Source organism: Acidovorax sp., assembly GCF_046339755.1.
Taxonomy (GTDB): Bacteria; Pseudomonadota; Gammaproteobacteria; order Burkholderiales; family Burkholderiaceae_C; genus Acidovorax.
On record NZ_JBKDTZ010000132.1, the window covers coordinates 36,481 to 49,839 of the forward strand.

Sequence of the window (13,359 nt, forward strand, 5' to 3'; positions counted from 1 at the left end):
GTACCTCGCGAGCCTGTGCATGGCCGAAAAGTGGGAGTTCTCAGGCCTTCAGGGGGAAGAGCGGGTCCGCTTCGCGGTAGTCGCGCGGGATGATGACCTTGATGTCCTTGTTCAGCACCTGGGTCATGAGCGGCTGGGCGCCCTGGTTCTGCCCGGCCACGAACTTCGTGGGGCCGTAGGGCATGATGTGCTCGGCAAACGTGCTCTTTTCCAGCGCGTCGATGATGGCGGCGCGGTCCGCGGACTTGGCGCGCTCCAGCGCATCGGCCAGCAGCCACATGCTGGTGTAGGTCATGAACAGCTCGTAGCTGAAGAACAGGCCCTTGGCCTCCACGCGCTTCTTGAGGTCCTGGGCGCGCTTGTCCTTGGGGTTGAACCAGTGGTTGCAGTCGATGATGCCGTTGGCTGCCTCCGGGAACTCCTTGACGAACTTGTAGCTCGACGCGGCACCACCCAGCACCGAGTAGATGGCCTTGGGCGTGACCTTCTGCTGCTGCATGGTGCGCACCAGCAGCGCGTACTCGTTGTAGTAGTTGGCGGGGATCACGATGTCGGGGTTCACCGCCTTCATGCGCAGCACGATGTTGTTGAAGTCGCGCGTGGGGTTGGCGTGCTTGACCACTTCCTTGACCTCGTAGCCATAGCCCGGCAGCTCGCGCGACAGCAGCTGCGCCGTGCCCGAGCCGAACAGCGACTCCTCGTGGATCACCATCACCGTCTTGGCGGGCTTGCCGGCCGCGGTGTTGAGCACGTGCAGGTTGGCCATGGCGGTCTCGGTGCACTTCTTGTAGCCGGGGCCGAAGCGGAAGGTGTTCTTCAGGCCGCGCTCCACGATCTGGTCGGCCACGCCCACGTCCACGATGTGCGGCAGGTTGTACTTGGCGGCGGCCTGCGTGGTCGCCAGGCAGATGGCGGAGGCAAAGGCGCCCACCACGGCGGACACGCCGGCCTGGTTCATCTTCTCGACCTCGGCCGCACCGGCCTGGGGCTGCGACTGCGCGTCGCCCAGCAGGGCCTCGAGCTTGGCACCGCCCAGGGACTTGATGCCGCCGGCCTTGTTGATGTCCTCGATGGCCATCACCGCGCCCTCTCGGCACTGCTGGCCCGAATAGGCCAGCGCGCCCGTCACCGGGTGCAGTACGCCCACCTTGACGGCCTTGGCCTGCGCGCCGCCCACCAAAGGGAAGGCCAGGGCCGATGCGGCGGCGGCCGACTGGGACAGGAAATGGCGGCGATTGCTCATGGGCGTACTCCTTGGATGGTGGGTCGGGGTGGTTGTTGTGTTCTTCAGTGGAACTGGGCCGACAGCTCTTTGCTGACCCAGACCTTGGCATCGATGCTGCCCACGCGGGACAGCTGCATCTCGTATTCGTAGCGGTCCGGCCGGTACAAGCCGTGCAGCCATTGCACGGGGCGCTCCTGGTCGTCGTAGATCAGGCGGCGCACGGCCAGCAGGGCCGAGCCCACCGCCACGTCGAGGTGGCGCGCCACCACGGCGTCGGCCAGCTTGGCGGAAATGGTCTGGTGGGCACGCCCCACCCTGACGCCCGATTCCTCCAGCAGCACCAGGATGGGCTTGCGCGCCAGCTCGCGCCGGCCGAACTGGCGGGCGATTTCGGCCGGCACATAGGTGGTGATGTGCGAGAGCGGGCCTTCGCGCGTGCTGCGCACCCGCACCGCCTTCTGCACGGCATCGCCCACGGCGATCTGCAGGGCACCGGCCACGGCGCGCGAGGCGGTCACGGTCTCCACGTCGAGCACCTTGACCGAGGTGCGCAGGCCCATGCTGACCAGGTTTTCCAGCAGGCCGGTGAGCTGGGCGCGGTTGCTGTGCAGGCTGCCCTGGGGCAGGCCCTGCTCTGCAGCGGACGCGACCACGGGGCGGGTGCCCCGGCCGGGTTCGCGCGAGATCAGGCCCTCGCCCTGCAGCAGTTCCAAAGCGCGGCGCACTGTGACACGGGCCACCGAGAACTGCTGCATCAGCGCCAGTTCGCCCGGCAGGCCGGCGGCGAAGTGGCCCTCCTGCAGCTGCTCGCGCAGCACCAGGTAGATCTGGTGGTACTTGGGCAGCGGCAGCTTGGACGACGAGGACATGGCCCGCATGGTGGTACATGCCTAATGTCCTGTCAATAAGACATTTAAGCCTGATTGGTCCTGTTTTAGGGACATTTGCGCCAGAGAGCGGCAAGGCCCAAGATGCTCCCTTTTTTGGAGCATGACTGCGCACACCGATGGGGCTTTTCGAGACCTGCCGCACTGTCTTGGGGCGGCCTGCTGCCGGGCCCACAAGCGGCCTCGCGGGCAGCTTGGGTGGGTGGCCCGGGGTTTACCCGAACCCGTGCGCCGTCAATGCTTTCTGCATGGGCGATGGCATCGCTCAATTGACGCGCCCGGCGGTGCTTGCTATATTACTAACCAGTCAGTCATTAATTTAGAAGACCCTTTGAGCACCGCCCCCACCCCCCCTTCTGCCGGCACCAAACGCGAGCGCCGCAAGGAAGCCCGCCCCGGCGAACTGCTGGAAGCGGCGCTAGACCTGTTCGTCGAGAAAGGCTTTGCCGCGACCCGGGTGGACGACGTGGCTGCGCGCGCCGGGGTGTCCAAGGGCACCCTGTTCCTCTACTTTCCGAGCAAGGAAGAGCTGTTCAAGGCCGTGGTGCGCCAGAACATCGCCGGCCGTTTCGAGGAATGGAGCCACGAACTCGAAACCTTCGAGGGCACGACCGGCGAGCTGCTGCGCTACTGCTACCAGGTCTGGTGGGAGCGCATCGGCGCCACCAAGGCGTCGGGCATCACCAAGCTGATGTTCAGCGAATCGCAGAATTTTCCCGAGATCACGCTCTTCTACCAGCAGGAGGTGATACGGCCGGGCCAGGACTTGGTGCGACGCATCCTGCGCCGTGGCGTGGAACGGGGAGAGTTCCGCCCGGTGGACCTCGACCACGCCGTGCACGTGGTGCTGGCGCCCATGATCTTTCTCATGCTCTGGAAGCACACCATGGCGGCCTGCATGCCCGATGCCCTGGATCTCGCGCCCGAGAAGTTCATCGATGCGCAGGTCGACAACGTGCTCTACGGCCTGTGCGCCCGACCGGAAACAGGGCCTTTCGCGCCCGCGTACTCCTCCCCTCCCCCCTCCTCTTCCTCTGCGGCCTGACCATGAAACGCTGGATTCCCTGGCTGGCTGCGGCCGCCGTTGTCGTGCTGGTGGGTGGTGGCGCATGGCGCGCCATGGCCGCACGCCAGGCCCAGCAAAAGGCCCTGGCGCAGGCGGCCAGCCAGCGCGCCGAGGCGCCCATGCAGCTGGCCGCCAGCGAACTGGTGGGCGTGGTGCGCAGGAACCTGGTGCTGGGCATCCCGGTGTCCGGCTCGCTGCGCGCCACCGAATCGGCCATGGTCAAGGCGCGCGTGGCCGGTGAATTGCAGGGCCTCACTGTGCGCGAAGGCGACAGCGTGCGCGCCGGCCAGGTGCTGGCCCGCATCGAGGCCACCGAATCCCAGGCCCGCCTGCGCCAGGCGCAGCAGCAGGCCGATGCGGCCCGGGCGCAGGTGGACATCAACCAGCGCACGGTCACCAACAACCAGGCGCTGGTGAACCAGGGCTTCATCTCGGCCACGGCGCTGGTCACCTCGCAGGCCAGCCTGGAGTCGGCCCAATCGACCTACCGCGCCGCGCTGGCCGCCGCCGACGTGGCCAAGAAGTCGCTGGACGACACCGTGCTGCGCAGCCCCATCACGGGACAGGTGTCGCAGCGCCTGGCCCAGCCCGGCGAGCGCATGCCCATCGATGGCCGCGTGCTGGAGGTGGTCGACCTGTCGCGCCTGGAACTCGAAGCCCTGCTGAGCCCGGCCGACTCGCTGGCCGTGCGCGTGGGCCAGAAGGCGCAGTTGCAGATCGAAGGCAGCACCGAGCCCGTGGTGGCCACGGTGGCCCGCATCAACCCCAGCGCCCAGGCCGGCAGCCGCACGGTGCCGGTCTACCTGGCCATCGCGCAGAACCGCGGCGCGCCCGTGCTGCGCCAGGGCCTGTTCGTACAGGGCATGCTGGACACCGGCCGCGCCGAGGTGCTGACCGTGCCGCTGGACGCAGTGCGCACCGACAAGCCCGCGCCCTACATCCAGGCCGTGCGGGACGGCAAGGTGGCCTACCTACCGGTCAAGGCCGGCGCGCGCGCCGTGGTCGATGGCCAGACCGTGGTGGCCATCGAAGGCGCGCCCGAAGGCACGGTGGTGGTCTCGGGCCGCATGGGCCAGTTGCGCGAAGGCACGGCCGTCACCAAGGCGGCGTCCCCCGCTGCAGCGGCCTCCGCCGCGACCGCCGCATCGCGCCCCGCGCCCTGATCCGCCATGTGGTTCACCAAGGTCAGTCTCAAGAACCCGGTGTTCGCCACCATGGTGATGCTCGCCATCGTGGTGCTGGGCCTCTTTTCTTACCAGCGCCTGAAGGTGGATCAGTTCCCCAACATCGACTTCCCGGTGGTGGTGGTCACGGTGGACTACCCGGGCGCCTCGCCCGAGATCGTCGAGAGCGAGGTCACCAAGAAGATCGAGGAAGGCGTCAACTCGATCGCCGGCATCAACGCCCTGACCTCGCGCAGCTACGAGGGCACGGCCGTCGTCATCATCGAGTTCCAGTTGCACATCGATGGCCGCAAGGCCGCCGAGGACGTGCGCGAGAAGGTGGCCACGGTGCGCCCCCTGCTGCGCACCGAGGTCAAGGAGCCACGCGTGCTGCGCTTCGACCCCGCCAGCCGTGCCGTGTGGTCGCTGGCCGTGCTGCCGGACGAGAAGGCAGGCACCACGCGCAGCGCGGTGGAACTGACCACCTGGGCCGAGCAGATCCTCAAGAAGCGCCTGGAGAACGTGCGCGGCGTGGGCGCCGTGAACCTGGTGGGCGCCACCAAGCGCGAGATCAACATCTACCTGAACCCTCAGGCGCTGGAAGCCTTCGGCGTGACGCCGGACCAGGTGGCCAGTGCCGTGCGCAACGAGAACCAGGACCTGCCCGTGGGCGCCATCCGCTCGCTGGCGCAGGAGCGTGTGGTGCAGATCGACGCGCGCATGCAGCGGCCCGAGGATTTCGGCCGCATCATCGTGGCGCGCAAGAACGGCGCGCCCGTGCGCCTGGACCAGGTGGCCCGCGTCAACGATGGCGCGCAGGAGGTGGAGAGCCTGGCCCTGTACAACGGCCAGCGCACGCTGCTGCTGTCGGTGCAGAAGTCGCAGGGCGAGAACACCATCGAGGTGGTGGACGGCCTGAACGCCGCGGTGGTGGAGCTGCGCAACCAGTTGCCACCCGGCGTGCGGCTGGAGACCATCGGCGACAGCGCCCGTCCGATCCGCGTGGCGGTGAACAACGTGCGCCAGACGCTGATCGAGGGCGCCATCCTCACGGTGCTGATCGTCTTCCTGTTCCTGAACTCCTGGCGCTCCACCGTCATCACCGGGCTGACGCTGCCGATCGCACTGATCGGCACCTTTTTGTTCATGAACATGTTCGGCTTCACCATCAACATGATCACGCTGATGGCGCTGAGCCTGTGCGTGGGCTTCTTGATCGACGATGCCATCGTGGTGCGCGAGAACATCGTGCGCCATGTGCAGATGGGCAAAGGCGCTTACGACGCGGCCATGGACGGCACACAGGAGATCGGCCTGGCGGTGCTGGCCACCACCCTGTCCATCGTGGCGGTGTTCATGCCCATCGGTTTCATGGGCGGCATCATCGGCAAGTTCTTCCACGAGTTCGGCATCACCATCGTCGCGGCGGTGATGATCTCGATGTTCGTGAGCTTCACGCTCGATCCGATGCTGTCGAGCATCTGGCACGACCCGAGCATCCACAGCCATGGGCAGAAGACCGAGCCCGTCACCTTCTACGACAAGACCATCGGCCGCGTCACGGGCTGGTTCGACCGCGCCACCGATGCGCTGGCCGAGGGCTACCAGCACATCCTGCGCTGGTCGCTGGTGCACAAGCTGACCACCATGGCGATCGCCGTGGGCATCTTCGTGCTGAGCATCTTCATGGTGCCGCTCTTGGGCACCGAGTTCGTGCCCAAGGCGGATTTCTCCGAGACCTCGATCAACTTCTACACGCCCGTGGGCTCGTCGCTGGAGGGCACCGAGGCCACGGCGGCCCAGGTGGAGGCCATGCTGCACGAGATGCCCGAGGTGCGCTACACGCTGTCCACCATCAACACCGGCAATGCCCAGGGAAAGATCTACGCCAGCATCTACGTGCGCCTGGTGGACCGCACGGACCGCGAGCGCAGCGTGGACGCCATGTCCGACGTGCTGCGCGAGCGCCTGAAGACCGTACCGGGCATCACCGTCACGCACGTGGGCCTGCTGGATGCCGTGGGCGGCCAGAAACAGGTGGAGTTCTCGCTGCAGGGCCCCGACCTGCAGGAGCTGGAGCGCCTGACGCGCACCGTGACCGAGAAGATCCGCACCATCCCCGGCCTGGTGGACCTCGATACCAGCGCCAAGCCCAACAAGCCGGTGATCGCCCTGGACATCAAGCGCGACGCGGCCTCGGACCTGGGCCTGTCGGTGGCGCAGATGGCGGCATCGCTGCGCACCCTGGTGGCAGGCACCACGGTGGGCAACTGGCGCGCACCCGACGACCAGACCTACGACGTGAACGTGCGCCTGGCGCCCGAGGCCCGCACCGCCCCGCAGGACCTGGAACGCCTGCCCTTTGCCATGGCCTCGGCCGCCGATGGCAGCTCGCGCGTCGTGCGCCTGAACCAGGTGGCCGCGGTGAGGGAGTCCACCGGCGCCAACCAGATCAACCGCCGCGACCTGACGCGCGAGGTCGCCATCAATGCCAACGTGTCGCAGCGCTCGGCCGGCGAGGTGTCGGCCGACATCAAGAAGGCGCTGGACGAGGTGCACTTCCCGCCCGGCTACCGCTACCAGTTCGGTGGCTCCACCAAGAACATGGCCGAATCCTTCGGCTACGCCATCTCGGCCCTGGTGCTGGCCATCGTCTTCATCTACATGATCCTGGCCAGCCAGTTCAGGAGCTTTCTACAGCCGCTGGCGCTCATGACCTCGCTGCCGCTCACGCTGATCGGCGTGGTGCTGGCGCTCATGATGTTCCGCTCCACCCTGTCGATGTTCTCCATCATCGGCGTGGTGATGCTCATGGGCCTGGTGACCAAGAATGCCATTTTGCTGGTGGACTTCGCCATCCGCGCCCGCGAGGAGCATGTGGACGACAGCGGCGCCACCGTGCCCGGCCTGCCCCGGGCCGAGGCCCTGCTGCTGGCCGCCCGCGTGCGCCTGCGCCCCATCCTCATGACCACGCTGGCCATGATCTTCGGCATGGTGCCGCTGGCCTTCGCGCTGTCGGAGGGTTCCGAGCAGCGCGCGCCCATGGGCCAGGCCGTGATCGGGGGGGTCATCACCTCCTCGCTGCTCACGTTGGTGGTCGTGCCGGTGGTGTATTGCTACATGGACGATCTGGCGCGCTGGGCCCTGGCGCGCATGGGTCGCGGCCAACCGACCCCGGAGGCCCGTAAAATCGAGGGTTTGTCCTGACACCCGCCCCACGGAGAACTTCCATGACCTTGCCCCTGAACACCTCGGCCAACCCCAACGATCCCATCGTCCAGGCCCGCTACAACATGATCGAGCAGCAGATCCGCCCCTGGAACGTGCTCGATGCCGACGTGCTCGACCTGCTGGCCGTGGTGCGCCGCGAAGACTTCGTGCCGCCGGCTTACCGCAGCATGGCCTTCATGGACATCGAGGTGCCTCTGCAGGGCAGCGATGCCGAGGACGCCGTGCGCGCCGGCCACAGCATGCTGCAGCCGCGCGTGGAAGCCCGCATGCTGCAGGACCTGGCCATCAAGCCGACCGACCGCGTGCTGGAGATCGGCGCCGGCTCCGGCTACATGGCCGCCCTGCTGGCCGCCCGCGCCCAGAGCGTGGTGTCGCTGGAAATCGTGCCCGAACTGGCCGAGATGGCCCGTGAGAACCTGCTTGGCGCTGAAGTGCGCAATGTCGAAGTGCGCCTGGCCGACGGCTCGCAAGGCGCCACCGATGGCCCCTTCGACGTGATCGTGCTCAGCGGCTCCGTGGCCGAAGTGCCCCAAGCCCTGCTCTCGCAACTGCGCGATGGCGGCCGCCTGGGCGCCATCGTGGGCAGCGATCCCGTGATGCGCTTCACCCTGACCCGCCGCAGCGGCGACCGCTTCGAGACCACGTCGCCCTGGGACACCATCGCGCCGCGCCTGGTGAACTTCCCCGAACCCTCCGGCTTCACTTTCTGACCTGCCTTTTCTGGAGTTTTTTGCATGATCGAGCACATCCGCCCCGCCCAACTCGCCGCCTGGTTCGCCACCGCCCCCGCTGGCAGCCGGCCCGTGGTGCTGGATGTGCGCGAGCCCTGGGAACTGCAGACGGCCAGCGTGCGCGCTGACGGGTTCGAGCTGGTGGCCATCCCCATGGGCCAGCTCACCGGCCGCCTGGCCGAACTCGATGCCGCCCGCGATGCGGGCACGCCCATCGCCTGCCTGTGCCACCACGGTGCGCGCAGCCTGCGCGTGGCGGCGTTCCTGGAGCAACAGGGTTTCGAGCGCCTGGCCAACATCAGTGGCGGCATCGACGCGTGGTCGCACGAGCGCGACCCGGCCGTGCCCCGCTACTGAGATGCGCGCCCGCTTTCGCACCCCTTCGACATGCAGACTCTCCTGAAAGGCACCCATGACACCGTTGTTTCGGTTACTTCCCCTGTCCCTTGCGCTGGGCATGGCCTTGTGCGCTCCCGCACAGGCCCAGAGCCTGATGGAACTGCTGGAATCCGCGCGCACCTATGACACCTCCTGGCAGTCGGCCCGGCTGCAGCTCGATGCGGCCGCGCGCCGCGCCGACCAGGCCCGCGCCGGCCTGCTGCCCAGCGCCGGCCTTTCGGCCGGCCTCTCGCGCGCCAACACCGATGTGAGCCGCCCGCCGGTGGAGAAGACCGCCACCACCCAGACCCTGGGCGTGAACGCCTCGCAGCCCCTGTACCGCCCGGCCAACCGCATCAACCTGGAACAGGCCCAGCGCGGCGTGGACGTGGCCCAGGCGCAGCTCGATGCCGCCAGCCAGGACCTGCTGGTGCGCGTGAGCCAGGCCTACTTCGACGTGCTGGCCGCGCAGGACACGCTGACCTTCGTACAGGCGCAGAAGGCCGCCGTGTCGGAGCAGCTGGCCTCGGCCAAGCGCAATTTCGAAGTCGGCACCTCCACGGTGACCGACTCGCGCGAGGCCCAGGCCCGCTACGACCTGGTGATCGCCCAGGAGAGCGCGGCCGAGAACGACCGGCGTGTGAAAAAGCTCGCGCTGGACCAACTGGTGGGCATTACCGGCACCCAGCCCAAGCCGCTGGCACTGCCCCTGCAACTGCCGCCCGTGCAGCCCGACAACGTGGTGACCTGGGTGGACACGGCGCGCGAACTGCAGCCCGGCGTGCGCCAGGCCCAGATCGCCCTCGATATCGCGCGCCTGGAAACGAAGAAGGCCGAGACCGGCCACCTGCCCACCGTGGACCTGCAGGCCGGCTACAACATCCAGCGCAACCCCACCGGCACCATCACCACCCCGGGCATCAACAGCCGCACCAACAACGCCAGCGTGGGCCTGGCCCTGAACCTGCCGCTGTACGCCGGCTTCTCGGTGCAGAACCGCATCAAGGAAACCCTGGCGCTGGAAGAAAAGGCCAGCGCCGACCTGGAGACCACGCGCCGCAACGTCGCCCAGGCCACGCGCGCCGCCTTCTTCGGCGTTCAATCGGGCCAGGGCCAGGTGCAGGCCCTGCAGGCCGCCGAGGCATCGAGCCAGAGCGCGCTCGACGCCAACAAGCTCGGCTACCAGGTGGGTGTGCGCATCAACATCGACGTGCTCAACGCCCAGAGCCAGCTGTTCCAGACCAAGCGCGACCTGGCCCAGGCGCGCTACAACGTGCTCTTGGGCACGCTCAAGCTGCGCCAGGCCGCCGGCACGCTCACGCTCGAAGACGTGCAGGCCATCAATGCGCTGCTGACGCCCTGAGCGTACGTAGATTTCAGATCCGGCGAAAACGGGGCGGCTCGCCGATCTTGGCGAGCGCCTTCTTCGTCGCCTTGACCACCCCCTCGCGGCGCGCCGCCAGCCAGCCGACGCTGAACCAGGCCTGGGGATCGCTGGCGGCCATCTCGCGGTAGATGCCGCGGGCCACCTGCTCGTCGTTGAGCCGCCCCAGCGCCGACAGCGCCGGCTGCAGGCTTTCCAGGAACTTGCCCCCCTCCCCTTCAAGCACGGGCGCCACGAATTCGGCCAGGAAGCGCAGGCGCTTCAAGCGCTTGCGCACGCTGTGCTGCTCCTCGGCCGAGAGCGATGCGAAGCGCCTGGTGTCCTTGTGGATCTTGCCGTGCAGCGCATGCAGCCGCTTGTCCAGGTATTTGCGGGCCTGTCCCGGGCCCAGCGCCTCGCCTTCCTGCGGACCCGAATCCTGGGCCGTGAATCCCATCAACGCAACCAGCGCGGCCTGCAGGGCCGGTGCGCTGACGATATCGAACGGGGATGCGCTGGCTGCCCTGGCGGCTTGTTCTCCCACGGGCGGTGCGCCCGCCTCGCGCAGTTCGGCACCGATCGCGTCCAGCGCCTGGTCGCGGTCGCGCAACTCGCCCAGGCCCCGGAAGGCATCCACCAGGGGCGCCTCCCAGGCAGGGTCGAAACGGCCCGGGGCCAGGGCGTCGAGCTCGCGCAAGGCCGTGCGCAGGCGGCGGATGCCGATGCGCAACTGGTGCACATGGGTGGCGTCGCCCGAACCCTCCACGATCTCGCTGGCATTGGCCAGGATCTGCGCCAGGCAGTTGGCCACCGCAGCACGCTGCAGGTTCGGGCCCTGGAGAAACTGCTTGCGGCTTTTGGCTGACGCCATGGGGCGTGCCTTGGCGGCCGGCCTGGCCCAGTGTTCGGCCATGAGCCGCTCGCCGCGTTCGGCTTTGGACACCGTGTTCAGCACCAGCCCATACTGGGCCGCCCACTGCGTCGCCACCTCCACCAGACCCGCCACCGGGCCCTCCTTGAGCTCCAGCTCAAGCTCGCAAACCGGTGTCTCTTTTTCCTGAGGCGAGCCGCCGTGCGCGACGATACGGCCCAGGTCGAAGGCCAGTTCGACCACGCCGCCCCGGAAGGCCAGATCGCGCGTGGTGCGGTCGATCTCGGTGCGGTAGGTTTCCACCAGGGGGCCGTCCGCGCTGTCGAGCGCGGCGCGCAGGCGTTCGCCCGCCCTGGTCCCAGCATGCAGCGCGGGGCGCGCCAGCGGCGACGGGGCATCGAGCGTGACGTTGTGCTCCTCCCGGTCCAGCGGGCCATCGCCCATGGCCTTGACGGTCTGCACCCATTGCTCGCCCTCCTTGCGCAGGCGCAGCGCGATGCCGCGCGAGGACAGCGCCTTGTCCGCCGTGTCGAAATAGCGCGCCTCGAGGCGGATGGCCGAGGAGCCGCCGCGCCGCGCCGCCGCCTTCACAGCCGCCAGGCGCTTGGGCGGGATGCTGAACTTGAATTCGATTTCCATGGGCCTATTGTCCCCCTGGCGCAACAGGCCCGCCTGTCATCAATCTGCCATTTTCGTATCCTAAGCTGGCGGCTCCAGGTATGCCCTGTGCCGTGATATCTCGCGCCTGCGGCCCCGTGGACACCGCGAGAGAAACCGGCAATGAGAATATCGGAGGGGTCGCCGCTGAAAAGAAGGGCCGTCCTGCGCTCGGTTGCGGGTGCCTGCGGCATCCTGTCATTGCCTTGGCGGGCGGCCACCGCCTGGGTGCAGACCGCACCGCAGGCCCAGCGCCCCACCCTGGCCAAGGGGGTCATGAGCGGCGACGTGGTTCCCGGCCGCGCCATGGTCTGGAGCGCTACCGACCGGCCCGCGCGCATGCAGGTGCAATGGGATACGACGCCGCGCTTTGCCGACGCCCGCACCGTCAGGGGCCCGCTGGCCCTGGACGTGAGCGATTGGACAGCCCGGGTGGAACTCACGGGCCTGCCTCCCGGCCAGACCATCTTCTACCGCGTCCAGTTCCAGGATGCCGGGCAGCCCACCCTGGCCAGCGAATGGGTGGCAGGCCACTTTCAAAGCGCGCCCGCCATGCGCCGCAACGTCCGCATCATCTGGTCGGCCGACACGGGCGGCCAGGGCTTCGGCACCCACCCCGACATGGGCGGCATGGCGCTGTACGAGACCATGCGCCGCGCCGAGCCCGACCTGTTCCTCCATGCGGGGGACACGATCTACGCCACCACGCCGCTGGCGGCGCAAAAGGTGGTCGAAGACGGCCGGGTCTGGAAGAACATCGTCACGCCGGCACGGTCCCGGCCCGCACAGACCCTGGCCGAGTTCCGCGGCTGCCACAGCTACAACCTGATGGACGAGCACCTGCGCCGTTTCAATGCCGAAGTGGCGCAGGTCTGGAACTGGAGCGACCACGAGGTGACCAACAACTGGTCCCCATCCAAGGATCTGGGGCCCTGGCAGGACTACACCGAAAAGCAGGTCGGCATCCTGCAGGCCTACGGGACCCGGGCCTTCCTGGAATACGCGCCCATGCGCTGGCATGCGCAGGATGAGGCCGAACGCATCTACCGGCGCATTCCCTACGGTCCCCTGCTCGACGTGTTCGTGACGGACATGCGCAGCTACCGGGGTGGCAACAGCAGCAACCTGCAGCCGCAGGAGAGCGCGGACACGGCCTACTTCGGCAACACCCAGGTGGACTGGCTGCTGCGTGAACTCAAGGCCTCGCGTGCACTGTGGAAGGTGATTTCGCTGGACATGCCCCTGGGCACCCTGGTGCGTGACAGCCAGTTGAAGGACGCGCAGGGCACCCAGGTCATGGAAAACAATGCCAACGGCGACGGTCCGCCCCTGGGCCGCGAACTGGAAATCGCCCGCCTGCTGCGCCAGCTGGCGCGCGGGCGGGTGCGCAACGTGGTCTTCACCGCAGGTGATGTGCACTACGCGGCAGCACATTACTACAACCCGGCGCGCGCGCAGTTCCGTGACTTCGAGCCTTTCTGGGAGTTCGTGGCCGGCCCCATCCACGCCGGCACGGCGGCGCCGCTGCCCATGGACAACACCTTCGGACCGCAGGTCGTCTTCAGCAAAGGCGCCCCGCCCGGCCAGACGCTGTCGCCACTCGCAGGCCTGCAGTTCTTCGGCCAGATCGACGTCGATGCCCGGAGCCAGGCGCTCACCGTGCAGCTCAAGGATGCCTCCGGCGAGGCCATCCACCGCCAGACGCTGGAACCCCGGCGCGCATGAATTTCCCGTTCCCCCAAAATCAATCCCGCCCACCCCACTGAGAGACTCCCATGGCAAAAGAC

Annotated in this window: 10 protein-coding genes; 7 read left to right on the forward strand and 3 right to left on the reverse strand. The window is 68.0% G+C overall.

All coding sequences use genetic code 11. From position 1 onward, the window contains the following. Nucleotides 1-40: 40 nt before the first annotated feature. Together ACK59X_RS10705 and ACK59X_RS10710 are read right to left on the reverse strand one after the other, a co-directional pair. The gene (locus ACK59X_RS10705) at nucleotides 41-1,243 is read right to left on the reverse strand and encodes an ABC transporter substrate-binding protein (protein ID WP_409957218.1); all 1,203 of its coding nucleotides are present in this window, start codon (nucleotides 1,241-1,243) and stop codon (nucleotides 41-43) included. 44 nt (nucleotides 1,244-1,287) lie between these two features. Next, nucleotides 1,288-2,103, reverse strand: coding sequence for a GntR family transcriptional regulator (locus ACK59X_RS10710; RefSeq protein WP_409957220.1), 816 nt, complete (start codon nucleotides 2,101-2,103; stop codon nucleotides 1,288-1,290). 340 nt (nucleotides 2,104-2,443) lie between these two features. Here ACK59X_RS10710 and ACK59X_RS10715 point away from each other — a divergent pair, with 340 nt between their 5' ends. From ACK59X_RS10715 to ACK59X_RS10740, 6 genes are read left to right on the forward strand one after another with little or no spacing between them, the layout of a single operon-like run. Further along, entirely contained in the window at nucleotides 2,444-3,157 is a 714-nt protein-coding gene (locus ACK59X_RS10715; protein ID WP_409957222.1) for a TetR/AcrR family transcriptional regulator, read from the forward strand. A 2-nt stretch (nucleotides 3,158-3,159) separates the two neighbouring features. Further along, complete coding sequence (locus ACK59X_RS10720) at nucleotides 3,160-4,341, forward strand: efflux RND transporter periplasmic adaptor subunit (RefSeq protein WP_409957224.1); 1,182 nt, start codon at nucleotides 3,160-3,162, stop codon at nucleotides 4,339-4,341. A gap of 6 nt (nucleotides 4,342-4,347) precedes the next feature. Further along, complete coding sequence (locus ACK59X_RS10725; RefSeq protein WP_409957226.1) at nucleotides 4,348-7,548, forward strand: efflux RND transporter permease subunit; 3,201 nt, start codon at nucleotides 4,348-4,350, stop codon at nucleotides 7,546-7,548. A 23-nt stretch (nucleotides 7,549-7,571) separates the two neighbouring features. Continuing rightward, nucleotides 7,572-8,282 carry a protein-L-isoaspartate O-methyltransferase family protein gene (locus ACK59X_RS10730; protein ID WP_409957228.1) on the forward strand — a complete coding sequence of 237 codons (711 nt, stop codon included), beginning with the start codon at nucleotides 7,572-7,574 and terminating at the stop codon, nucleotides 8,280-8,282. A 24-nt stretch (nucleotides 8,283-8,306) separates the two neighbouring features. Then, on the forward strand, nucleotides 8,307-8,660 hold the full coding sequence (locus tag ACK59X_RS10735) for a rhodanese-like domain-containing protein (protein WP_409957229.1): 354 nt from the start codon (nucleotides 8,307-8,309) through the stop codon (nucleotides 8,658-8,660). A gap of 55 nt (nucleotides 8,661-8,715) precedes the next feature. Continuing rightward, on the forward strand, nucleotides 8,716-10,044 hold the full coding sequence (locus ACK59X_RS10740; RefSeq protein WP_409957231.1) for a TolC family outer membrane protein: 1,329 nt from the start codon (nucleotides 8,716-8,718) through the stop codon (nucleotides 10,042-10,044). Nucleotides 10,045-10,057: 13 nt separating this feature from the next. On the opposite strand, the gene ACK59X_RS10745 is transcribed toward ACK59X_RS10740, so the two are convergent. Continuing rightward, entirely contained in the window at nucleotides 10,058-11,554 is a 1,497-nt protein-coding gene (locus ACK59X_RS10745) for a CHAD domain-containing protein (protein ID WP_409957233.1), read from the reverse strand. 246 nt (nucleotides 11,555-11,800) lie between these two features. Between ACK59X_RS10745 and ACK59X_RS10750 the strand changes: the two genes are divergently transcribed. After that, entirely contained in the window at nucleotides 11,801-13,297 is a 1,497-nt protein-coding gene (locus ACK59X_RS10750; RefSeq protein WP_409957235.1) for an alkaline phosphatase D family protein, read from the forward strand. Nucleotides 13,298-13,359: the final 62 nt, after the last annotated feature.